At 60.1% G+C, this 22,500-nt stretch carries 18 protein-coding genes; 9 read left to right on the plus strand and 9 right to left on the minus strand.

The window, feature by feature from the left end; genetic code table 11:
* Nucleotides 1-7 precede the first annotated feature (7 nt).
* Nucleotides 8-2,377, minus strand: a complete 2,370-nt coding sequence (locus GRAN_RS13435; RefSeq protein WP_128913530.1) for a Tex family protein — start codon at nucleotides 2,375-2,377, stop codon at nucleotides 8-10.
* Between the two features lie 168 nt (nucleotides 2,378-2,545).
* On the opposite strand from GRAN_RS13435, the gene GRAN_RS13440 reads away from it, so the two are divergent.
* The 5 genes from GRAN_RS13440 to GRAN_RS13460 all read left to right on the plus strand — a co-directional run bounded on the left by GRAN_RS13440 (nucleotide 2,546) and on the right by GRAN_RS13460 (nucleotide 9,370).
* Entirely contained in the window at nucleotides 2,546-4,249 is a 1,704-nt protein-coding gene (locus tag GRAN_RS13440; RefSeq protein ID WP_241654567.1) for a S1 RNA-binding domain-containing protein, read from the plus strand.
* A 116-nt stretch (nucleotides 4,250-4,365) separates the two neighbouring features.
* Nucleotides 4,366-5,151, plus strand: a complete 786-nt coding sequence (locus GRAN_RS13445; RefSeq protein ID WP_192898016.1) for an NIPSNAP family protein — start codon at nucleotides 4,366-4,368, stop codon at nucleotides 5,149-5,151.
* A gap of 214 nt (nucleotides 5,152-5,365) precedes the next feature.
* The gene (locus GRAN_RS13450) at nucleotides 5,366-6,601 is read left to right on the plus strand and encodes a pyridoxal phosphate-dependent aminotransferase (RefSeq protein WP_128913532.1); all 1,236 of its coding nucleotides are present in this window, start codon (nucleotides 5,366-5,368) and stop codon (nucleotides 6,599-6,601) included.
* A 51-nt stretch (nucleotides 6,602-6,652) separates the two neighbouring features.
* The gene (locus GRAN_RS13455; RefSeq protein WP_128913533.1) at nucleotides 6,653-8,923 is read left to right on the plus strand and encodes a TonB-dependent receptor; all 2,271 of its coding nucleotides are present in this window, start codon (nucleotides 6,653-6,655) and stop codon (nucleotides 8,921-8,923) included.
* Nucleotides 8,924-8,974: 51 nt separating this feature from the next.
* Nucleotides 8,975-9,370: a GlcG/HbpS family heme-binding protein gene (locus GRAN_RS13460; RefSeq protein ID WP_128913534.1), complete on the plus strand. Its 396-nt coding sequence runs from the start codon at nucleotides 8,975-8,977 to the stop codon at nucleotides 9,368-9,370.
* Nucleotides 9,371-9,458: 88 nt separating this feature from the next.
* On the opposite strand, the gene GRAN_RS13465 is transcribed toward GRAN_RS13460, so the two are convergent.
* The 3 genes from GRAN_RS13465 to GRAN_RS13475 form a co-directional block, all read right to left on the minus strand.
* Entirely contained in the window at nucleotides 9,459-10,868 is a 1,410-nt protein-coding gene (locus GRAN_RS13465; protein ID WP_128913535.1) for a TolC family protein, read from the minus strand.
* Entirely contained in the window at nucleotides 10,868-12,373 is a 1,506-nt protein-coding gene (locus GRAN_RS13470) for a multicopper oxidase family protein (protein WP_128913536.1), read from the minus strand. Before GRAN_RS13470 ends, GRAN_RS13465 begins: the two co-directional genes overlap by 1 nt.
* A gap of 87 nt (nucleotides 12,374-12,460) precedes the next feature.
* Nucleotides 12,461-12,859 carry a hypothetical protein gene (locus GRAN_RS13475; protein ID WP_128913537.1) on the minus strand — a complete coding sequence of 133 codons (399 nt, stop codon included), beginning with the start codon at nucleotides 12,857-12,859 and terminating at the stop codon, nucleotides 12,461-12,463.
* Between the two features lie 72 nt (nucleotides 12,860-12,931).
* On the opposite strand from GRAN_RS13475, the gene GRAN_RS13480 reads away from it, so the two are divergent.
* Entirely contained in the window at nucleotides 12,932-13,318 is a 387-nt protein-coding gene (locus tag GRAN_RS13480) for a Fur family transcriptional regulator (protein WP_128913538.1), read from the plus strand.
* A gap of 403 nt (nucleotides 13,319-13,721) precedes the next feature.
* Nucleotides 13,722-14,126 (plus strand): YybH family protein, encoded by a 405-nt coding sequence (locus GRAN_RS13485; protein ID WP_128913539.1) that lies wholly within the window; start codon nucleotides 13,722-13,724, stop codon nucleotides 14,124-14,126.
* A 602-nt stretch (nucleotides 14,127-14,728) separates the two neighbouring features.
* Here GRAN_RS13485 and GRAN_RS13490 read toward each other — a convergent pair.
* The 4 genes from GRAN_RS13490 to GRAN_RS13505 form a co-directional block, all read right to left on the minus strand.
* Complete coding sequence (locus GRAN_RS13490) at nucleotides 14,729-15,829, minus strand: hypothetical protein (RefSeq protein ID WP_128913540.1); 1,101 nt, start codon at nucleotides 15,827-15,829, stop codon at nucleotides 14,729-14,731.
* Between the two features lie 218 nt (nucleotides 15,830-16,047).
* On the minus strand, nucleotides 16,048-16,200 hold the full coding sequence (gene rpmG / locus GRAN_RS13495) for a 50S ribosomal protein L33 (RefSeq protein ID WP_128913541.1): 153 nt from the start codon (nucleotides 16,198-16,200) through the stop codon (nucleotides 16,048-16,050).
* Between the two features lie 2 nt (nucleotides 16,201-16,202).
* Nucleotides 16,203-16,433 (minus strand): 50S ribosomal protein L28, encoded by a 231-nt coding sequence (rpmB, locus tag GRAN_RS13500; RefSeq protein ID WP_128913542.1) that lies wholly within the window; start codon nucleotides 16,431-16,433, stop codon nucleotides 16,203-16,205.
* Between the two features lie 101 nt (nucleotides 16,434-16,534).
* Nucleotides 16,535-17,329 carry a ZIP family metal transporter gene (locus GRAN_RS13505; RefSeq protein WP_128913543.1) on the minus strand — a complete coding sequence of 265 codons (795 nt, stop codon included), beginning with the start codon at nucleotides 17,327-17,329 and terminating at the stop codon, nucleotides 16,535-16,537.
* A gap of 143 nt (nucleotides 17,330-17,472) precedes the next feature.
* On the opposite strand from GRAN_RS13505, the gene GRAN_RS13510 reads away from it, so the two are divergent.
* The gene (locus tag GRAN_RS13510; RefSeq protein WP_128913544.1) at nucleotides 17,473-19,926 is read left to right on the plus strand and encodes a TonB-dependent receptor; all 2,454 of its coding nucleotides are present in this window, start codon (nucleotides 17,473-17,475) and stop codon (nucleotides 19,924-19,926) included.
* Between the two features lie 45 nt (nucleotides 19,927-19,971).
* Nucleotides 19,972-20,949, plus strand: a complete 978-nt coding sequence (locus GRAN_RS13515; protein WP_128913545.1) for a vWA domain-containing protein — start codon at nucleotides 19,972-19,974, stop codon at nucleotides 20,947-20,949.
* 108 nt (nucleotides 20,950-21,057) lie between these two features.
* Here the strand turns inward: GRAN_RS13515 and GRAN_RS13520 are convergent, their stop codons facing one another.
* Complete coding sequence (locus tag GRAN_RS13520) at nucleotides 21,058-22,395, minus strand: alpha-amylase domain-containing protein (protein ID WP_128913546.1); 1,338 nt, start codon at nucleotides 22,393-22,395, stop codon at nucleotides 21,058-21,060.
* Nucleotides 22,396-22,500 lie beyond the last annotated feature (105 nt).

The raw sequence follows: 22,500 nt of genomic DNA on the forward strand, positions 1-22,500 counted from the left end.
GAGCTTTCTAGGAGACGCGCCACCGCGTCGAGAGCGCGGCCAGCTTATCGTCCATCGAAAGCTTCGCCGGCGGCGCCGCGGCCTTCTGATTCGTGCGAGGAGCCTGTGGGCCGGACGCCCTGCCGTTTTGCGCCTGAGGCTGTGCGGGACGACTACCCTGCGGCCGTTGCCCCGGCTCCATGAGCGCCTTCATCGAGAGCGCGATCCGCTTCGACTTTGCATCCGCGTTCAGCACCTTCACCTTGACGATCTGCCCAGCCTTTACGGCTTCGCTCGGGTCTTTGATGAAGCGGTTGGATAACTCGGAGATATGCACGAGGCCGTCCTGGTGAACGCCGATATCGACGAACGCACCGAACTTTGTCACGTTCGTCACCACGCCCTCGAGGACCATGTCCGGAATCACGTCCGCGAATTCACGCACGGACTCCGAAAAGCTCGGCGCGACGAACTTATCGCGTGGATCGCGGCCCGGTTTGCGGAGTTCCTCGAGGATGTCCTTCAGAGTATAAGTGCCAGCCGAAAGCTGTTTCGCATCGACCTTCGAGAGAAGCTCGGGCATCTGGATCAGTGTGGCGATCGGTGTTGCCAGCGATGCCGCGATCTGCTCGACCACTGGGTAAGACTCAGGATGCACAGCCGTCGCGTCCAGCGGGTTCTCCCCACCGCGAATGCGAAGGAATCCCGCGGCTTGTTCAAACGTCTTCGCGCCGATGCCCGGGACCTTCTTCAACTGCGCTCGCGACTTGAAGCGGCCGTTCTCGTTGCGGAAGCTCACGATCGAAAGGGCCGTTCGCTCGGTGATACCGGCTACATAGCGAAGCAGCGTCCACGAACTCGTATTCAGATCGACACCTACACGATTGACGCATGTCTCGATCACTGCTTCAAGCGATTGCTGCAGCTGCCTCTGGTCGACGTCATGCTGATACTGCCCGACACCGATCGATTTCGGATCGACTTTCACCAGCTCCGAAAGCGGGTCCTGCAAACGCCGCGCAATCGAGATCGCACCGCGCACCGTAAGGTCTAGATCGGGGAACTCCTGCCGCGCCACGTCAGATGCCGAATAGATACTCGCTCCCGATTCCGAGACCGTCACCGAGAAGATCGGCGCGTCGGGATATTTAGCTGCGCGCTCCTTGAGAAAGTCGCGAATGAACGCATCGGTTTCACGCGAGGCCGTACCGTTCCCGATCGCAATCGCACGCACATTGTGCTTCGCAATCAAAGCTTCGAGCGTGCGCCCCGCCCCATCTGCGGCTCCTTTCGAGGTATGTAGATACAGCACATCATTCGCGAGGAACTTACCTGTCTCGTCAACCACCGCGACCTTGCATCCGGTGCGTAGACCGGGATCGATGCCAAGAACCGCGAGTGGCCCCGCCGGCGGTGCAAGGAGAAGATGGTGCAGGTTATCTCGAAAGACCTGGATCGCGTCCGTGTCGGATCGCTTCTTCAGGTCGAGACGAAGCTCGCCCTGGATCGAAGGATTCAGAAGCCTTTTCCACGCGTCGTCGATAGCAAGCTCAAGCTGTGGCGTCCAATCGCCTTCTGCTTTCAGCGTGTGCTTGCGTAGAACAGCCGTCGCTCGTTCTGCCTCAAGCTCGATCAGGAAATAAAGCACCGACTCCGACTCGCCTCGACGAATCGCGAGCATGCGATGTGAGGGAATCGCCTTCGCGGGTTCGCGGAAGTCGTAGTACATCGCGAACTTCGCCTGCTCGTCCTTGGTTTCGCCATCGGTTGCTTTCCGACTCACGACCACGCCTTCTTCGAAGAGCAGCGTGCGCAGAGCCTTGCGTATCTCCGCTGACTCGCTCAGCATCTCAGCCACGATATGCCGTGCTCCTTCGAGTGCATCATCGACGCTGTTTACTTCCCTCGCAGGATCGACGAAGGTCACGGCAAACTGCATCAGAGGAGCATCCGTAGCGGTTTGGTTCCAGATATAGAGGGCGAGAGTCTCCAACCCACGCTCTCGCGCGATAGTCGCCTTGGTGCGGCGCTTGGGCCGATAGGGAAGATACAGATCTTCCAGTTCGCTCTTATCGAGAGTCGCGACGATCTTTCTCTTCAACTCATCCGTCAGCTTGCCCTGCTCTTCGATCGAGGCGAGAATCGTCGCTCGACGGGCAGCTAGGTCGCGGAAGTAAGCAAGCTTCTCCTCTATGTCCCGAATCTGCACTTCATCCAGATTCCCCGTCGCCTCCTTGCGATAACGCGCGATGAACGGCACCGTTCCACCCTCATCGAGCAGCGTGATGACGGCCGCAAGTCCGCTCAACGGGATGCTCATGATGTGGGCGATGTGGGCAAGGATTTCGGGCGAAAGGACGTTCAGATCGGGCTTTGGAGCAGGGGAGGTGATCAACATAACTTCCTCCATCGTACCGGGTCCGCCCGTTGAAAACGTGTTCTTTGACGCGACATGCGATGTGTGCGAACGTCCAACCCCCGGTGGTATGATCGCGAAATTCGTACCTGTAAAGGGGTAGTCCTGACCATGAGCCAAGAGAATCTGAGCGCGTCGCAAGAAGCAACCGTGCAAGTCCAGGCAAACGTTGAACCCGTCCTGAGTGACAAGCTCGACGAGCAGGGCGGCGAGACCGAGTCATTCGACGCCATCTACAAAGAGTTTGAGCGGACGAACACGCGGCGCGAAGGAGAAGACGGCAAGCAGATCCGTGCCACGGTCATCGCAGTTAAGGAAGACGCCGTTTACCTTGACATCGGCTTCAAGACGGAAGGCATCCTCCCCATTGCTGCACTCGGACCTAAAGGTTCGGAGGTAAAGCCCTCAGAAACCTTCCTTGTCTCCGTGAAAGGCCGCAACGAAGAGGGCTACTACGAGGTCTCGCTTATTAAGGTCGCCGCACCGAAGGACTGGACCTCGCTGCAGAAAGCCTTCGACGAAGCCGCTACCATCACGGGAACCGTGACCGCGGTCGTCAAGGGAGGCTTCTCGGTCGACGTGGGCGTCCGCGCCTTCATGCCCGTTTCCCGCAGCGGCGTACGTGATGCCGCCGATCAGGAGAGGCTCGTCGGACAGGAGATTCGCTGCCGCATCATCAAGCTCGACGAAGCCGATGAAGATGTCGTCGTCGACCGGCGCTCGATCCTGGAAGCCGAAGAGCGCGGCATCAAGGAGCAGCGCTTCGGCGAAGTAAAGGAAGGTGACACCGTCCATGGCTCCGTGCGCAGTCTCACCGACTATGGAGCCTTCATCGAACTCAACGGTGTCGATGGCCTATTGCATATTAGCGACATCTCCTGGTCCCGCGTCGCGAAGCCATCCGACGTCCTGACCGTAGGCCAGCAGGTCGAGGTCAAGGTTCTCAAGGTTGATCCCGAGTCGAGGCGCATCGCGCTCGGCATGAAGCAGCTTCTGCCGCATCCATGGGATGGCATCGAGGATCGCCTAAAGGCCGGCGACCGCGTGCACGGCGTCGTAACCCGCGCCACCGACTTCGGCGCGTTCGTCGAGATCGAGCCCGGCATCGAAGGCATGGTTCACGTCTCCGAGATGTCGTGGGCCAAGAAGGTCCGCAAAGCAAGCGATGCGCTCAAGGCGGGCGAGTCGGTTGAGGTGGTCATCCTGGGCATCAACCCCACGGAACGCCGCATGGCTCTTGGTCTCAAGCAGGCATTGGGCGATCCCTGGGCCGAGGTGCCGGAGCGTTTTCCCGTCGGCGCGACGATCGAAGGAGCCGTACTAAGCTTCACGACGTTTGGGGCCTTTGTACAGGTCAGCGAAGGCATCGAAGGCATGATTCACATCTCGGAGATCGTCGCGGATAAGCGCCTCAATCATCCGCAAGACGTCCTTCGCACCGGCCAGATCGTCAAGGCGAAGGTACTCGAGTTTGATCGCGAGAAGCGCCAGATGCGCCTCAGCATGAAGGCCCTCATCCCAACCGGTCTCGACGAGTTCCTCGCCGAGCACACCGTCGGTGACGTCGTCACTGGCCGCCTCGTTGAGATCAAGGACGGGTCGGCACTGGTCGAGCTTGGCGAAGGCATCCGCGTTCGTTGCCTCATGCCCATGGCTGCTGAAGAGGTAAAGGAAACGGTGAGCCAGCCACTCGACTTGTCTGCCCTCACGACCATGCTCTCCGCGCAGTGGAAGGGAGCATCGACTGCCAAGTCCGCCAAGCCCGATCTTCCGCAGGCAGGCCAGATGCGCAGCTTCCGCGTCACCACGCTCAATCTTGAGGCGAAAGAGGTACAGATCGAAGCCGTGAAGTAGGCGATTCCAACGTGCAGGAAAGAGAAACGGCTGCCCAATGGGTAGCCGTTTTCATGCCCTCTATGCCAGCGTTCGAGTGTCTCGGGTAAGCTATGTGCAGTTTCCGGGAGGCTTCTTTGCAAAGGCGAAAATTTGTTGCTTCGATGATTGCAGGCGCGGGTGTTGGTCTGGCGATGAAAGGCGGCGAGATGCAGGCGCAGGAGAGTTCTTCGATGGAGTTCTACCAACTGCGGAAATACACGCTGCGCACCGGACCCCAGCAGGAAATTACCGGGAAGTTCTTCGAGCACGCGATGATTCCTGCGCTCAATCGCCTTGGGATCTCCACAGTAGGTGCCTTCAAACTCGACATCGGCCCCGAGACTCCGACCTTATACCTCCTGCTCCCATCCACCTCGGCCGAAACCCTGCTCACGGTCGACCTTCGCCTCGCTCACGATTCGAAGTTTGTTGAGGCGGCCCAGGACTTCTGGAACGCGCCAGCCTCGGCTCCCGCATTTGAGCGCGTCGAGACCTCGATGCTCTCGGCGTTCACAGGATGGCCAAAGCTCGTCGTTCCGAAGCATGAAAAGCGCATCTTCCAACTGCGCACCTACGAGAACGCGAGTTACGGAGCGCACGTGACGAAGGTGAAGATGTTCAACGAGGCGGAGATTGGGATCTTCACCAAATCCGGCCTCGCGCCCGTTTTCTTCGGAAGCACGCTGGTCGGTTCCCGGACGCCAAGCCTCACCTACATGCTGACCTTCCCGGACGTCGCCACCCTCAACCAAAATTGGAGCACCTTCGTCGCCGATCCGGCGTGGAAAGAGATCTCCCACCGGCCCGAGTACGCCGACGCAAAGATCGTAAGCAACATCAGTAACTTGTACCTCAGCCCTCTGCCTTCCTCGCAGATTTAGTAAGGAAAGCGGTACCGGTAGGAGGTCTTCGGCCACCATGCACCGTCGAGGTCTCGCGGCCGTGTCGCTTGGGAAGCTTTGGTATTCGCTCCCTGGTATCTCCTTGTGTCCCGGGCAATTTCACACTATCTTCATAGTCAGATCCCCCAGCGACTCCCGTTGTTCGAATTTCTCTCGTAGTGCATCCACCCGCACCCTCTCGAAGGAGATCTCCATGAAGTCGCCCCTCGTCTCGTCCGCTGTCTCCCGCCGCTCCTTCCTCTTCTCCGCAGGCATTGCCGCCAGCCTCCCTGTGCTCACGGAATCGCACTTCGCCTTCGCCGCCTTCCAGGCTGACAAGCCCGCGCCAAAGCCCATGTCGCAGCAGCAGATGATGAAGCAGTTCTTCGCGAGCATCCCACCCGATGCCGTGCTGATAAACGCGAACGAGAACCCGCTAGGCCCATGTGAGGCGGCGCGCTCCGCCATTGCCTCCGTTGCGGGCAAGGGCGGACGCTACGACATCAAGGAGATGATGACGCTGGTCGAGGTCTTCGCTTCGCAGAACAGCATTCCCGCGGACAATTTTGCCGTCTATGCCGGATCGTCTGAGCCGCTGCACTATTCTGTCCTTTCTTACACCGGCCCCACGCGCTCCTTCGTTGCAGGCGATCCAACATACGAAGCGGGTGGCCGCGCCGCCGAGATTGCCAAGGCGAAGGTCTGTCCGGTCCCCCTGACTAAGACCTACGCTCACGACGTCAAGGCAATGGCCGCTAAGGATCCGAACGCAGGCGTGATCTACATCTGCAACCCCAACAACCCCACCGGTACTATCACCAGCCGCGAAGACATCCTCTGGCTCCTCGAGAACAAGCCGAAGGACTCCATGCTCCTCGTCGACGAGGCCTACATCCATCTCTCGGACGCCCAGTCCGTTGTCGATCAGACCGCCAACCGCAAGGACATCATCGTCCTCCGCACCTTCTCGAAGATTTACGGCATGGCCGGCATCCGCTGCGGGTTCGCTGTCGCCCATCCCGATGTCCTCCACAAGCTCGAACTCTGCGGCCAGAACGCCATGCCCGTCACCTCGTCGATCGCCGCGCGCGTCTCGCTTGAAGACACCAGCCTTATCCCGACGCGCAAGGCCTACATTGCGAACGCCCGCAACACCACGCTTAAGTTTCTCGCCGACAACAACTACAAGGTGATACCAGGATCGCAATCGAACTGCTTCATGATCGACACCGGCCGCAACGGGCACGAGGTCATGGCTGCGATGGCGCAGAAGAAGGTCATCATCGGCCGGACATGGGCCGTGTGGCCGAGCGTCGTTCGAATCACGGTTGGTACCAATGAGGACATGGCGAAGTTCCGCGTAGCCTACAAAGAAGTGATGGATGCGCCACCGACGAAAGCCCAGCTGGAATACCGCCTCAGAAATCCTGTCGCACCTCACTTCTCCTGAGTCTCGAGCGCGATGACATTTCGAAAGCTGTCGATGTCATAGACTGGCTGCATGTTTCTTTCCCGTTCCAGCCGCCGAGCCGAGCACGCCACCCGCGTCCGGCTCGGCGCTTTTCTTCTCCTGGCAAGTGGGGGCGCGTTCGCCCAGAATCACCCCGTCCAGGTTCATGTGGTCGATTCAACCGGTCTCCCAGTCGCGAATGCCAGCGTGTTCGTAGTCGGAGCCGCGACGAACTCCGTTAGTACCGACCAGTCTGGCATCGCCACACTTCCTGCGGCCCCGGGAGCCACGCTTCGCGCCCATATCCCCGGCATGGACTCCGATGCCATCCCTGTCTCGAACGTGCCCCTCGTCCTCGTCCTGCACCCATCCGGAGTCACGGAAGCAGTGACAGTTACGGCGACTCGCTCGGCCACGCTCACCGGCGACCATGCCGAGACCATCGACGCGCTCTCGCAGCAGGCCCTCCGTAAATACCCCGCCTTCGTTCTCGACGACAGTCTCCGTCAGCACGCCGGCTTCGAACTCTTTCGCCGCGCCAGTTCTCGCGTCGCCAATCCCACAAGCGAAGGCATCTCGCTGCGCGGCCTCGGTTCAACCGCCGTCTCCCGAACCCTCGTCCTGCTCGAAAGCGTTCCCCTGAACGACCCGTTCGGTGGCTGGATCCACTGGGATGAACTCCCGCCCGAAGCTGTCTCCGCCGTCACGCTCGCGACCGGCGGCGGCTCCGACCTTTATGGCTCAAGCGCCCTCGGCGGCGTCATCGACGTCCTTCCGGCGCTCCCCGAAACGTCACGCGCCGAACTCAGCGCCTCAGGCGCAGGCCAGGACACCTCCGACGTCGACGGCCGCATTGATCGCGGCACGAAGAACTGGCTCGGCACCCTCTCCGGCCAGACCTTCCGTACCGCAGGCTACATCCCCGTCAACCCCGGGAGCATCGGAGCCATCGACCGCCCCGCCAACGTCCACTTCCAGAACGGCCACACGGAGCTTGACCGCAAGATTGGGGAATCCGGTCGCGCCTTCTTGCTTGGCAATATCCTCAACGAAGCCCGCGGCAACGGCACCGTCCTGACCAACAACGCCACCCGCCTCTGGCGCTATGTCGGCGGCGACGACTGGTCCGCCGGCTCTCGCACGACTGGCCGCTTCCGCGCCTTCGGCAGCGAACAGGGCTACCGGCAAAGCTTCTCGTCCATTCCCGCAAGCCGCGCGACCGAAGCTCTCACCCGCCTTCAGCGTGTCCACACCCAGGAGATCGGTCTCTCCACTGACGCCGCCACCCGCGTCGGCCCCTTTTCCTTTGTGGGCGGAGCCGATGTCCGCGACATCCGCGCCAACGACGTCGAAACCCCGATCTCAGCTGGCAAAGTTGCCTCTACCCTCGACATCTCCGCCCGCCAGCGTTTCGCCGGAGCCTTCGGCGAGGCCCTCTACGGCCACGGGCCATGGTCCGCCGCCGCATCCCTTCGCGTCGATCACGCCTCCAACCTCGACACGATCCAGCGCACTAACGGCGTCGGCGCTCCCACGCCAGACCGCGCCGAAGTCGTTCTGAGTCCACGGCTCGGCCTCGTGCGTAAGATCAACGGAAACCTCTCCGTCCGAGCCGCAGGCTTCCGCGCTTTCCGCTCCCCGACGATGAACGAACTCTACCGCAGCGGCCAGGTCGGACAGGAGCTTACCCTCCCGAACAACAACCTGCTCTCCGAGCGTGCCACCGGTTGGGAGACGGGCGTTAATACCACCAGCCGAGGAGGCCGCTTCTCCGGGGTCGCGACCTACTTCTGGACCGAGATCAACCGCCCCGTCTCCACCGTCACCGTCTCACAGACGGCCTCCGCCATTACTCTGCGGCGTCAGAATCTGGGCCAGCTTCGCAGCCAAGGCCTTGAGGTCAAGGGCGAACTCCGCATCGTGCGTGGTCTCGTGGGAACCGTGGGTTATCAGTTCGCCGACGCCATTGTGACCAAGAACTCCGCTCAGCCCGCTCTCATTGGCAATCGCCTCCCCGAGATCCCCGAACACGGCCTCACCGGCCAGCTTCGCTACCAGTCGAGTCGCGCCGGAATCTACACGCTGGCCATGCGTCGCAGCGGCGGCGTCTTCGACGACTCTGCCAACACCCTGCAACTCCGTGGCTTCTTCCAGGCCGATCTCTACGGTGAACGCAGCTTCGCGCGACGCTTCACCGCCTTCGCTTCCATCCAGAACCTCACCAACCGGCGCGCCGACGTCGCGAAGACTCCCGTTCTCTCGCTCGGCACTCCAATCCTCGCACAGGGCGGTATCCGCGTGAACTTCGGCGGAGCTCGTTAACGCATCGAAGCAGTCAGCCGGTCTAAGATGGACCGGCAACACGGAGACCTCATGATCCAACTCGCAGACGCACGCCGCATCATCGCCGCAGCAGAGAAGAAGGCCGAGGAACTCGGCCAGCCTATGAACGTAGCCGTCGTCGACGAGGGCGGAAACCTCATCGCCTTCGAGCGTATGGCCAACGCCTGGCTAGGCTCGATTGACATCTCCCAGAAAAAAGCCTGGACCTCCCGCGCCTTCGACATCACCACCAAAGACCTCGGTGCTAACTCGCAATCCGGCGACCAGTTCTTCGGCATCCACGCCTCGAACGACGGCAAGGTCATGATCTTCGCCGGCGGCGTTCCCCTCAAGCAGGACGGCAAAGTCGTCGGAGCCATCGGCGTCAGCGGAGGCTCCGGCGTCCAGGACCACGCAGTCGCCGAAGCGGGCGCTGCCGCTCTCTAAGTCCAATCGACCCAGGAAGCAGGGGCGCCCCATCCTCGCCGACAGCACCATCGTCGGCTAGGGCGGGAACGTAAACCGCCTAGCCGCCTTACTCCAACCCTCCTTCGCCATACGCCCCAGCCACACCCCCACCAAAAGTCCGAGGCCCATTCAGACCACCACTCAACGTTCCATTCTCAAGCGAACTCCCAATCTGCCACATCGCCGCTAGAGCCCCGATATATCGCAGTTGCAACTCCAGCACCGTCCTCCGCGCAACGAGAACCTGCGGGTAAGCCTGTGCCATCTCGTTGTACTTCGCCTCATAGAGCTGTGACGCACGCGTTGCCCTCGGTAAAATACTGCTGCGATAGAGTCCCGCCTCTTGCCTCGCCGTCTGGTAGCTCTCGATCATTGGCTCCGCCGACTCACGCAACGCGAGCTGGATCCGCCGTACCTCCTGACGCGCACGCTCCGCCTCCGCCTGGGCAGCCTCGATATTTCCCTGATTTCGATTCCACAGGGGCACGGAGATCCCCGCCGAAGCGAAACTTTGCGGCCCAACCTTGCCTGCGGTTGTGTTGTTCAGCTGCTCAAAGTTGAACTGCTCCCCCGCCTTCAACTGCAGGTCCGGCGCAACTTCCCGTCGTGCACTCGCCAGCCTCGCCTCCGCCGCCGCGACTTTGCTCTGCGCCTCCATCACCGCTGGATTCTCTTGAAGCACGTGATCAAGCAGTGCACCAGCCTCTATCGCAGGCACCGCCGCCAGGTCTCCGGTCAAAGGCTCAGCCTCCATCTGAGGAGACCCCGCCAACGCAGCCAGACTCCGAAACCGCCCAAGAAACATCCTCTGCGCCTCGGCCGAGGCGATCACCGCCTGCTCCTCCTCCACCTCGGTCATCAGCACATCCGGTGCATCGGCCTGCCCCACATTCGCAAGCTGATGCGCCGTCTCAACCGCATCCTGAGCCACCCCAAGAAGCCGCCGCCGAACCTGTACTGTTTCCTGTGCTGCTAGCGTTGCAAAGAACGCCTGCGTCACATCCGCCCGCACCCTCGCTGCCTGGACCTCGATCCCAATGGACCCAACCTGCGCCTCAGCCTCGAGCGCCTTGCGTCGCATCGAAAGCTTTCCCCCAAGCGGAATCATCTGCCCGACGAATGCTCCCTGCTCGCCGCCACCGAACGAGCCACCCCGAATCTGGTCGCCCTGATACCCGATCGTCGGGTTAGGAAACAAGCCAGCCTGCACCGCAAGACCTTGCGTGCGCCGCACATCAGCACGTGCCTGGTCCAGCGTAGGATTTGAAGCCTTCGCTCTAGATAGAAAATCATCGAGAGAAAGCGCAGGCCGCTTCGCAATCTCCCCGAGCAGATCGTTCGCAGGAGCAAGCGCGGGAAGACCATTCTCTGGCTTCATCGCCGCGTGATCCATGGGCATCGTCATACCCTGTTGCCCAAACGAAGCAGTCCCCGCGACCATCACGACGGTCAGCATGAAGGAGGCACGCAGGCCCATCACGCCCTCCCTTCCGTCGCCGCACCAAGCATCGGAGCATACGGATCGTTTACCCGTTTCGCCTCCCGCATGCGTCCGATCACCTCGGCATACGTATCCGGCGACAGCACCCGAACGAAGTTCATCATGCCCATCATGAACCCGCTCCACCCTGGCCTCAGCCCATAGTTCTCCGGCCGCTCGACCATCGCATCCATCGCCATCCCCGGACTCTCCATGAACGCATCCTGAGGAAAGTTCGGCACGCTGTTCGCATCCGCCGCAATCTCAGGAGTCGCCCCGCCCATACTCATTCCCGGCATCGCTTGCATCGCCTTGGCAGTCATAGCCCCATTTGAAGTCTGCATGTCGTTCGTACTCCCAAAGCCAAGCCCGCGCCCAAGGCTCGTCCCGTAGTCATCTCCCATCGGAGCACCTGGCGTCCCCTGCATCATCCCCATGCCCGACTCCATATCCACCCCTGCCGGCTGATGCCCCATCACGCTCCGCGTCATTCGCCCTACATTCGATGACATCTGGTTCATCATGTGGTGCGGCAGATGGCAGTGCAGCATCCAGTCGCCCGGGTTCGTCGCGACAAACTCCACGTCGCGCGCCTGCGCCACGCCCACAAGCACCGTGTTGCCCGGCCACCAGCCCGCTTCGGGAATCCTCCCGCCTTCGGTCCCGGTCGTGTAGAAGGTATTCCCATGCAGGTGCATTGGATGGTGGTCCATCCCGAGATTCACAAACCGAATCCTGACGCGATCTCCCTGCCGGACAATAAGCGGCGTCGTCGCTGGCCCCGACTTGCCATTCAGCACGAGCCAGTTGAATTCCATGTTCATCGTGTTCGGGATCGTGCTGTTCGGCAGCACGGCGTACTCCTGCAGGTGGATCAGGAAGTCTTTGTCGCAATGCGGTTGATACGGCGTCTTCGGATGCATGATGAATCCGCCAAGCATCCCCGCCATTTCCTGCATCGCCATGTGCGAGTGGTAGAAGTACGTCCCGGTCTGGTGAATGTCGAACTCGTAGACGAACGACCCACCTGGAGGCACGAGCGACTGCGAGATCCCGGGCATGCCATCGAACGGAATCCGATCCTCGAACCCGTGCCAGTGCATTGACGTCGCCTCCGGAAGATGGTTCTCGAACAGCACGCGAACGTGATCGCCTTCTGTGACCTGTATCGTCGGCCCCGGAGATGATCCGTTGAATCCCCAAAGGTCGAGCGTCCTGCCCGGGAGAATCGTCTGCTTCACTACTTCGGCACGCAGATGGAAGACCTTCGTCCGTCCGTCCATCGTGTACTCCAGATCACCCACATCTGGCGTAATCACCGGCAGGTAAGACCCTGACTTCACCGGACGCGCCTTCACCGCCGCATGGTTTGCAGGCTGCGAACGCATCGGCATCGACATGCCCGGAGACATCTGCATCTGTTGGGCCGCAAGGGTACGCGCGCCGAGAAGTCCGGCGCCAACACTGAAAGCACGCTGCAGAAAGCTGCGGCGATTGCTCATGGAACACTCCTGAATCGATCTGGTCTGGGAAGGAAGTACGCACGCACGAAGGCGTCGCGATCAGACAGAGGCGAAAGGGGGAGGAAGCTAGACGCGGAGCGAGTCGGTCAGCGGAGGATGTCCCGCTCGAACAGGCGGTGAGCCCGAAGCCCAGACCGCAGGCGGTCCATTTGAAGGTTCAGCGACGCGAACTTCGTCCGGTAAAACGACGACGGGAAGCGAGATGTTATCGAATCGAACGTGAGCCAGGCCGTGATGATCTTCGACCAGCGCATCGAGCGTATCCACCGGACATATGTGCCGCTTGCACGGAGCCGCAACGTGCGTCTGTGTTCCGGAATCCGCCATCACCATTCCATGGCAGGAAGCCGAATTCATCGGCTTGGCTCCCGCAGGCGAGAGGCAACGAACCCCGCACAACGCCGCTGCTCCCTGCGCGAAGAGCAGGGCGAGGAACAGCATCGAGGCAAGAATCCGTCGGGTCATCCGCATTCAGTATGCTTCATGCGGTTGCCGGCAGGGAAGCGTCCGGCGTGAATCCCGTCTAAAATGAGAGGAATGCCTGCCCCTGTCCAGACTCGCAACACGCGCCAGAAAGATGCGATCCGGGCGGCATTTCTCGAAGCGAATCGGCCGCTCTCGCCGGACGAGGCCCTCAACCTCGCGCAGAAGCAGGTCGACGGCGTCAGCATCGCCACCATCTACCGCAACATCGGCAGCCTGGTCGAAGAGAAGTGGCTCACCGAGGTCCCGGTCCCGGGCGGTGCGAGCCGTTACGAGGTCGCCGGCAAGGGCCATCACCACCACTTCCAGTGCAATACCTGCGGCACGGTCCACGAACTCGAAGGGTGCGAACTCGTCATGAAGCCCAAGCTCCCGCGCGGCTTCAAGTACGCCAGCCACGAATACTTCGTCTACGGTCTCTGCGCCGACTGCGTGAAGTGATTTCCGGTCAAGTGCCCGTTCCTGACCGGGTACCCCCCCCCTCCCATTGCCTTGGTGTAAGTTCTTTCTTTACAGTAGTTTGCGGCGGATTACCTGCTGTAAACTACTCAAAACAAAAGACTTGCAGCTAAATATTAGGCAGCATTGGACTTACACGAAGATGGATGGTGTCGGGCTGGTGGTGTCTTCGAGGCATCGAATCCGCTCCGCTATTTATCCACCCAAGAACATTGTTTCATACCGACCGAAACTCATCGGCAAGTTTATCTCCTATTTTGAGTGAGTTAGGGGAAACGGGGCTTGACAAGCGAATTTGCCCGTGTTTTCCGTGAAAGAATCTTCAAGTCGTTGCATACATGTCGGTTACAAAGGGGTCAGGGAAGGCGTTAGAATCGCTCCACCTATGGGAACCGCCGTCGGCAACACGATCAACAGCCCGGAGGTCGCGGCGATCCGCCGCCTGCTCGAAGGCTGGGCCGAGCGAACCCGCACCGGTCAGCTCGAGCACATTCTCGACGATCACGCGGAGGACGCCCTGATCTACGACATGCTTCCTCCGTTGAAGTACGAGGGGACGGAAGCCTATCGGCGAAGCTGGGGCGACTGGCACCCCGACACACCAGACGAGGGCCGGTTTGAACTCCAGGACCTTTCCGTTATCGCCGGAGAGGACGAAGCTTTGGCCCAAGGCTCGATCCAATGCGGCGGACCCCTGGCTCTCGACGGACCTTCTCCGAAATTCCGCTTGGAAGAAGATCAATGGCATTTGGAGGATCCAGCAAGAGCGTATCTCAAAGGCGATGGCTAACTGACCATCTTAGCGGTTCAGAGAGTCGCGATCCGGAGGCGCGCGCTAGGCTCGCTCACGGGCTAACTTGCCGAGTCGTTGATTTATCGTCAAGCAAAGCCGCATAGCCAAAGGTTATCTGCACTAAGCTCAAGAGTGCCACATAAGACCAGAAGACCTTGCCTCGATTACCTTCTAAGGAAGATCGCGTGTAGGCGTGTTCAAGATCGGCGTCACGAGAACCAGAGTGCTCAATGAGGTTTTGATCGTCCATCGAAGAGTAGGGTTCGACCAATCTAGGATTGCGAACAGAGCCTTTGATTACGAAGGTGGTTCCGTCTGATAGGGGTACTATGTATGTTTGCTCTAGATGTAAATATAGCAAACAGGATCCTACCAGTAAGACGAATGCTAATTGGACTACAAAACCCTGACATGTCGCCCGAGGCATAGCATACGGTATCAGTACGGACACTGCTATAACGATCATGGCTATGGAAGTCCAGGATGTGGAGGCATCCCCCATCGGGGGCATCCACAGCGCGGATTTATGCTGAAAAAAACGCGCGACGAGGGGAAGACCAAACACCGCACACTGAAGAATGCGAACCAAACCCAGGAATTTAGTGATCGGCATGATATTTGCAGCCTAACTTCTCTTCCCGCAAAGGGATAGGATTCTGCAACCATGGGTTTAGGTCCAAAAGTTTCGAACAACCTGACCAAGAAACTCGAAATGTCCATCTCAATTTTGGAAGCGGTTGGTTCTCGAGATTAGAAACCCCAGCCCACTTGACTTCCTTTTCGCCTAGCCGTGATAGATAAACCTCTGCACCCGCAGGTTCTGTCGTAAGGGACCATGTAAAGGTTGTGCTGCCGTCCTTAGAGATTTCTAGAAAACCCTTCACCATGTCTTCTAAGACCGGGACGAATTCGTCGAACGCTTTCTGTAAAGTGCTATCAAGCTCCTCCTTCGTAGGCGCAACTGTGACAGACTGTGAAGCCTGCGGACGAGATAGCTGTAATGTGGACGCGCGGATCAGCCGCGGTAACGTCCCATTTTCTCTAACAGATGCCCGGCGAGAGCTTAGCCTCTGAAGAATCGCGTCGAGCCTTCGATCGAAGTCTTCGAACATGGGAGGAATCTGGCCGCTTGGCAGTTGCTTCACACTCTCCGGACGGTCCGCAATCCGGCTGCGAGTCAGGTCGACGGTAGACTTAGCCAAGCGGATCTGCCCACTCAGATATGCTCGATTCAGGTAAGTATCTCTGCCCACAGTTTTGAACTTGACTCCAATTTCTTTTAAAATCGCGTCCGATCTTATTGAGGCATCAAAAAACGAGTTTCGAAGATCAAGGGATAAGGTCGCATCACCTTGGACCTGAGGAAGAATCCTCGGGGGTGGCGGCGGAATTGGATCGGCGTCGACAACCGTAATAATAGGGAAGCGCACTCCTGTAACCGTCTGCCGTAAGTCACCGTTTTCGAGCACGAATGAATCCTCGTCCGCCCGGTACTCTCCACTCGAAGTGCTTTGGGTAGTCTGACAGGATAGTCTTACAACGATCTGATCCGGGGCCGAGGACACGTCGCACTGGAAGCTGGCTCCGCTACCCGACCGGAAAAATACGCTGGCCCTGAAGCCCTGAGGAGAGGGGCTCTTCAAAGAAAAAGGAATGCCAAACTCACTTCCTGCTTTGATTGTTGCCTCGGAAATTGGCACCGCAGCCTTCGCTTGCGCGTCGCCCGCAAGAGGAAAAAGGCATCCAGCCACTACAGGGATTGCGATCTGCCAAACCTTCATAGGATCACTGTAGACTTAAATGTCTGCACTCTGCATCGAATGATAGATTATGGCAATCCACAAACTAAAAGCCCGCCTGCAGTCCTCGAACCGAGGTATCTGAAAACGGGCTTCTTGGGAACTCGAAGAGCTAAGAACTATGCCTTGGCTTCGCGGTAGGGCACGTGCTTGCGGATCTTAGGGTCGTACTTGCTGAGCTCGAGCTTGCCGCTCTTGAGCTTGGGGTTCTTGGTGGTGGTGTAGAAGTGGCCGGTGCCGGCAGTGGAGACGAGCTTGATGATGGTCCGCATAGTTAGGCCGCCTTTGCTTTCGACTTGAGCATCGCTGCTTCGAAGCCGAGCTTGGTGATGTTACGCAGTCCGGCCATGCTGACGCGCATGCGGATGAAGCGCTTTTCGGAGGGTACCCAAATGCGCTTCCACTGCAGGTTCGGCTCCCAGCGGCGCCGCGACTTGTTATTCGCGTGCGAACGCTTGTTACCACTCATCGGGCGCTTGCCCGTTACTAGACATACCTTGGCCATAACTATCCTCTAACCCGGGAAACCCCAGAACTCTTAGATCATATAGTAAAACGTGCCGTTTTTCCACCCCAAACGGCACAAAAACACACAAACGAATGCGCCTAGCCGAGCGTTCCGACCAGAACGACCAACCCGATTCCCGCGCACAGGCAGCCCAACTGCAGCAGCACACGCGGGAGTTTGCACTCCGATTGTAGCTCGGGAAGCAGGTTAACCGTGGCGATATAGAGAAAACTCCCCGCGCTTACCGGCAAAAGCCACCCGACGTACCGTGCCGAATACCCCCCGGCAAAAAGTACAAGCGCTACCCCCACAAGGGAAGGTATCCCGGCAATAGCTGCCAGCCGCAGCGCCCTCCGGAAGGGCAGCCCCATGTGCACAAGGACCGCGAAGTCTCCCATCCGGTGGGGAATCTCGTGCAGCGCAATGGCCACGGCCGTCACCCAGCCGATGCGCGTGCTCGTGAGAAACGCCACCGCAACCGCAGCCCCATCGACAAAGCTGTGCAACATGCTCGCGAGGATCAGGTTCATCGGACGTGTGCTGTGCGGCCCGTGATGGTGATGCCCCTGCGTCTGCTGGTTGTGCGCACAGGGATCGCCCACCTCGGGTTCCGCGTCATTCCCGGTAATCACAAAGAAGATGCGCTCGGTGGCAAACAACGCGACCATCGACCCGCCAAGCAGACCCCAGACCAGCCGCCCGTTCCCAAGCTGTTCCACCGCCTCCGGCATCAGGTGCAGCAGAGCGGTCGCGATCAGCACACCGACCGCGAGGCTGACGATGTAGGGAAGCTGCCGCTTCAATGCGTCCTCGCGCCGCCGCAGACCCCAGGCGGCCCCGGTCGCTGCGAACTGCACCCCGGCGATCGCCAGAATGGCACTCAAGATTGGCATGTTGCTTCCTCGTCCCGAAGGAGGCGGCAAGACGGGCAGCAAGCAGCGTCGAACATTCCCTCGTAATGAGTATGGTATCGCATTAGCCTGTCTCGCTCCCGCCTGCCCGATAGAATGAACCCAGTTCAGGAGCGCCCAGCCTCATGCCAACACCCTCGCGACGCCTGCACGCCGTGCGTCTCGCCGCCGTTCTCGCCGCCGCTGTCCCCGCGGCTCACGCCATCGTCGTTCGCGGCACGGTCAGCAGCCCACTCGGTACCCCGATTCCCGGTTCTCGCGTCCAGCTCATCCAGGGACGCCGCTCCGTTGCCATCGCCATCACCGCCGCCGACGGCACCTTCGAGATCCGCTCCACGCTCTCCGGGCGCTTCGTCCTCCTCACAGGCGGAGGCCGCGCGCTCACCCCGCTCGTCGCCAACATCAGCCGCGACTTCTACGGAGGCCCCACCGACGTCGTCACCCGCAACGTCACTCTCGAAGCCACCACCCTTAATGAGTCGGTCACCGTCACCACTTCCGGCATCCCGACGCCCATCCAGCAGCTCACTGCCCCCGTCACCTTCGTATCGCGCGACGACCTTGCCACCCGCACCGGCATTTCCGACGAGCTTCGCCAATCCCCGGGCGTCACCCTCGTCCAGTCCGGCCAGCTTGGCGGCATCACCTCGATGTTCGTGCGCGGTGGCGATTCCGACGCCAACAAGGTGCTGATTGACGGCATCCCCGCCGGAGACGTCGGCGGCGGCTTCGACTTCGGCCTCGTTTCGACGACGGGCCTCTCCAACCAGGGCAATAACGGTCCCGCGGGTGAGCTCTATCGTGGCCCGAACTCCGCCCTCTTCGGCTCCGATGCCGCCGCCTCCGTCCTCAACCTCACCACGCCACGTGGCACCTCGACCCGTCCTGTCCTCGTCTACTCGGGCGATGGTGGCAACTTCCATACCTACCGCAACGAGGCCACGCTTAGCGGAACCCACACGCGGTACGACTACCTGGCCGCCTTCTCCCGCCTGAACTCGTCGAACTCCATCCCGGAAGACGAGTTCCACGCCGTCACCACTGCCGCGAACCTGGGCGCGGCGCTCCCGGCAAACTCGCTCATTCGCTTCACTTTCCGTAATACCGACTCTGCCCAAGGTGTACCGGGCCCGCGCGACTTCTTCGGCATCTCCGCCAACCAGAAGCAGGCCGACCAGGACCTCTACTCCGGCATCACCCTCGAGAACCGCCTCGCCGGCAACTGGCACAACCTCGTTCGCTACGGCATCGCCCGCAAGCGCGAACAGTTCTTCACCTTCACTCCTGTCGGCACGCTCTCTGACGATGGCTCAACCTATCTTGGCCTGACGAAGACCATTATCGGGGCCAACGGCTACCAGGTGGCCGGAGCCTCGCCCATCGCATATGCCGGGGACTATCCGCAGCGCTACGACCAGGTCTCCAACCGCGACGAGCTTTACTACCAGTCGGATTACACCTTTCCCCATCACATCGCCGCGCTCTTCGGCTTCCGCTACGAGAACGAGCGTGGAGCCTTCCGCTTTCCGCTCTACGCGACGAACGAAGACCTCCAGCGTACGAACTTCCAGTACACGCTCCAGGTCCAGGGCGACATCACCAACCGGGTGTTTTACTCGCTTGGCGGCGCGATCGAAAAGAACCACCTCTATGGCTTGCGGGGAACCCCAAGGCTCGGCCTCGCCTACGTTCCTGTCCGGCCCGGCTACAAGCTCTTCCATGGCACACGCCTGCGCGCGAACTTCTCCCGAGGGGTGCTGGAGCCAAGTCTCGCCGTCCAGTTCAGCTCGCTCTACGCCTCGCTCGCTGCCGCAGGAGATCCCGCGGCCATCGCCGCGTACCGCGTCACCCAGCCTAACGCCGAAGAGTCCCGCACCTACGACCTCGGCGTCGATCAGAACATCCTTCACGAAAAGCTTGTCCTCAAGGCCGGCTACTTTCACAACGAGTTCGATCACCAGTTCGAATACATTTCGCCGGCCGCGCTGCAGCAGTACTTCGGCATCGCCGACGCCAGCTCCCTCGCGAACCTCTTCGGCGCCTACACCAACTCGCTCACCTTCCGCACACAGGGCTTCGAGGGCGAGCTCCAGTATCAGCCGCTGCAACGGCTCTTTGTCCACGCGGGGTACACCTATCTCGCTCCCATCGTTCAGCAATCGTTCTCGACGGACGCGCTACAAGCGGCTGGAGCCACAACGAATCCGCTCTTCCCGAACCTCCCCATCGGCGCGACCAGCCCGCTGGTCGGCCAGCGCCCCTTCCGCCGCCCACCCAACTCCGGCTTCTTCGCCGTCCAGTACACCGGAACGCGTTTCACCGCCGCCTTCAAGGGAGCGATGAGCGGGAAATCCGATGACTCCACCTTCCTATCCACGGACCTTCTTCTCCCCAACCGCAATCTCGACCACGGCTTCGCGAAGCTCGACCTCAACTTCACCTACGCGGCAAACCGCTACTTCTCCGTTTTTACCCAGTTGGACAATCTCCTGAGCCAGCAGCACATCGGCCCCATCGGCTATACCAGCCTTCCGTTCACGGTACGGGCCGGATTGAAGATTCGCATCGGTGGCGATTAACCTCTGATGAACCGCCGTTCACTCCGTCGCGTCTAACTAGATGCCATGACGAACTCGAAGCACGTTCTCCTCACCACCGCCGCCCTCCTGACACTCAGCCTCGCTCCCCTTGTGCGTGCCCAGGAAGGCATCGCCCCCACCCAGGCCCTCGTCTTCGAGGACACCAAGACGCCCCAGCCTCTCACTCCCGCCAACACCACCCTCAAGGTCGACAACCACCCCACCCCCATCACCTCGCTTACCCAGGTGATTCCCACCGGAGCCCAGGTAGCCCTTCTCATCGACGACGGCCTCCGTACCAGCTTCGGTCGCAACCTCGACGACATCCGCCACTTCATCACCACCCTGCCTCCCGGCACCGAGATCCTCGTCGGCTACATGCAGAACGGCACCGTCCGCGCCACGCCCTTCACCGCGAACCACGAAGCCGCGGCCAAGGCCGTCCGCAATCCCATCGGCCTTCCGGGCATTAGCGCCAGCCCTTACTTCTGCCTCTCGGAGTTCGTGAAGCACTGGCCCAGTGAAATGAGTCAGAGCACCTCCGAGCCAGAAGGCCTCGCCCCGATCGGGGACGCCACTCCCTCTGGAGGCCACAAGGCGCGCTTCGTCATGATGATCACCAATGGGGTCGATCCCTATAACGGGTCCACGAGCGTCCTCAACCAGGACAGCCCCTACGTTCAGACCGCGATCCGCGACGCCCAGCGTTCCGGAGCGGCCATTTACTCCATCTACTTCACTGACGCCGGCATTCGCGGCGGACGCGCCAGCTTCAGTGGACAGAGCTACCTCACCCAGGTCGCGGATGCCACCGGCGGCACAGCCTATTATCAGGGAACCTTCAACCCAGTCTCGCTCATCCCCTTCTTCGAGCAGTTCGACCACGCCATCGCCGAAACCTACGTCGCCACCTTTCCCGCCTCCGGCAAAGACACCGTCCGTGTCAAACTCACCACCAACCTTTCCAAGACGAAGCTCCGCCATGCCGACGAAGTTCGTCCCGGAACCCGGCTGGCGGACTGAGCCATGTCTCGTCGCGCTTGTCTAGATGCCGATGTTGCTTCATCGTCCTGAGTGGAACGAATACCCTACACTTCGTTCCACTCAGTCTCACTGCGTGAAGAAGTGATCTCAGGCGGGCACGTATACCGCATACCCGCGCGGCGGGGCAGGGAACTCGGCCCGTCCATCCGCATCGGTCGTTCGCTCATCTGGATGCGCGTCGTCGTGCCCGTCCCATGCAATCGGCACAAACTTCTGATTGGCCCACTTCGTCTTCACCGACGTTCCGGACCACTGATCGCCCAGGTTGTTCAACACGTAGATCAATCCAGGTTGCGACGTCTTCTCATCCTGCCAACCGATCCTCTGCATGATGTAAAGATCTGGATCGGCGTGGAGGATTTGCGAGTCGCCCCCGGCGTTTTTATGGTGCGCCTGGATGAGCGCGTCGATGCCGTTCGGAGTCCCAGGACGCCCAAGCCCGTTGTTGTAGTAGTCGTACCAGAAGATCGACGGGTAGCCTTCGTGCACCATGATGAACGAATAGGCCATCAGCTTGTCGTTCACAATGGTGCTGTCGCCCATGTCATGGTTCTCGACGAAGGTTGCGGCGTGAGCAGGCCGCTTCATCAGCACACTCCCGCCATCGGTCAGGTTGCGCAGGTCATAGTTAGGCAAGTCGCAAACGTCTTTCAGCTTGTAGCGCAGCGGAAAGTCGAACGCCGCGATCTGCGTATCGGTTACGCTGTTCACCTTATCCAGCCATTGATCGATGTCCTCTGCCCCCGACCAATACTCACCCACTACATACGGGGAAAACTCCGCGCCATCCTTGACGTAGCGGTATTTCGAAAGCATCCCGATCATCCAGGCGCCGAAGCCCTTCACGAAGTCGAAGCGGAAGCCTTCGAAGCCAAGTTCCTCGATGAGCATGCGCGCGTACTTGTACATCGCGGCATACACCTCGGGGTTGCGATGGCACAGGTGAGGGAAGCCTGCAAAGTTCTCGCCCTCCACCATGAACTGCTCATAGCGGCTCGGGTGATAGTGGTTCCAGTCTCGCGGAAACTCGCCGCTCTTCGGATTGAACTTCGTCCAGCGTTTCTTGCCATCGAGCGGGTTTACTTCTTCTTCATCCGCGCCGGAGTTATGGTTGATTACCATGTCCGCATAGCAACCGATATTGTTCTCGTGCGCCTTATCAATGAGCGCCTTCAACTCCGCCTTGTTTCCGTACCAGGTCTTCGTCCCGCCCTTCTGGTCGAAGTCGCCCAGGTCGAAGTAGTCATAGGGGTCATAGCCCATCGACGTATTGCTTGCACCCTTCGATACAGGCGGAAGCCAAAGCGCATTGAAGCCCGACTTGCCCAAGGCTTCGACATGCTCCGAAACGAAGTTCCACCAATTGTGTTCCTGGTTATCTTCCTTTGGGCAATCCCAGTAAAACGCCTGCATCAGCACAGCCATATCGCCATCTCCCGCTTAGGTACTTCAAAGCTCGGTGGCGGTCATCGTCAGGACAGAGGATCTGCATCCAACAAAGGGCTTCCGTTTTCTTTGAGTCTATGGCGT

Source organism: Granulicella sibirica, from assembly GCF_004115155.1.
GTDB lineage: Bacteria > Acidobacteriota > Terriglobia > Terriglobales > Acidobacteriaceae > Edaphobacter > Edaphobacter sibiricus.

Bases quoted from the DNA above. Each gene is read 5' to 3' on its own strand.
- GRAN_RS13435 (WP_128913530.1), bottom strand. From the start codon at position 2,377: ATGTTGATCACCTCCCCTGCTCCAAAGCCCGATCTGAACGTCCTTTCG.
- GRAN_RS13450 (WP_128913532.1), top strand. From the start codon at position 5,366: ATGAAGTCGCCCCTCGTCTCGTCCGCTGTCTCCCGCCGCTCCTTCCTC.
- GRAN_RS13455 (WP_128913533.1), top strand. From the start codon at position 6,653: ATGTTTCTTTCCCGTTCCAGCCGCCGAGCCGAGCACGCCACCCGCGTC.
- GRAN_RS13460 (WP_128913534.1), top strand. From the start codon at position 8,975: ATGATCCAACTCGCAGACGCACGCCGCATCATCGCCGCAGCAGAGAAG.
- GRAN_RS13465 (WP_128913535.1), bottom strand. From the start codon at position 10,868: ATGGGCCTGCGTGCCTCCTTCATGCTGACCGTCGTGATGGTCGCGGGG.
- GRAN_RS13470 (WP_128913536.1), bottom strand. From the start codon at position 12,373: ATGAGCAATCGCCGCAGCTTTCTGCAGCGTGCTTTCAGTGTTGGCGCC.
- GRAN_RS13475 (WP_128913537.1), bottom strand. From the start codon at position 12,859: ATGACCCGACGGATTCTTGCCTCGATGCTGTTCCTCGCCCTGCTCTTC.
- GRAN_RS13480 (WP_128913538.1), top strand. From the start codon at position 12,932: ATGCCTGCCCCTGTCCAGACTCGCAACACGCGCCAGAAAGATGCGATC.
- GRAN_RS13485 (WP_128913539.1), top strand. From the start codon at position 13,722: ATGGGAACCGCCGTCGGCAACACGATCAACAGCCCGGAGGTCGCGGCG.
- rpmG (WP_128913541.1), bottom strand. From the start codon at position 16,200: ATGCGGACCATCATCAAGCTCGTCTCCACTGCCGGCACCGGCCACTTC.
- rpmB (WP_128913542.1), bottom strand. From the start codon at position 16,433: ATGGCCAAGGTATGTCTAGTAACGGGCAAGCGCCCGATGAGTGGTAAC.
- GRAN_RS13505 (WP_128913543.1), bottom strand. From the start codon at position 17,329: ATGCCAATCTTGAGTGCCATTCTGGCGATCGCCGGGGTGCAGTTCGCA.
- GRAN_RS13510 (WP_128913544.1), top strand. From the start codon at position 17,473: ATGCCAACACCCTCGCGACGCCTGCACGCCGTGCGTCTCGCCGCCGTT.
- GRAN_RS13515 (WP_128913545.1), top strand. From the start codon at position 19,972: ATGACGAACTCGAAGCACGTTCTCCTCACCACCGCCGCCCTCCTGACA.
- GRAN_RS13520 (WP_128913546.1), bottom strand. From the start codon at position 22,395: ATGGCTGTGCTGATGCAGGCGTTTTACTGGGATTGCCCAAAGGAAGAT.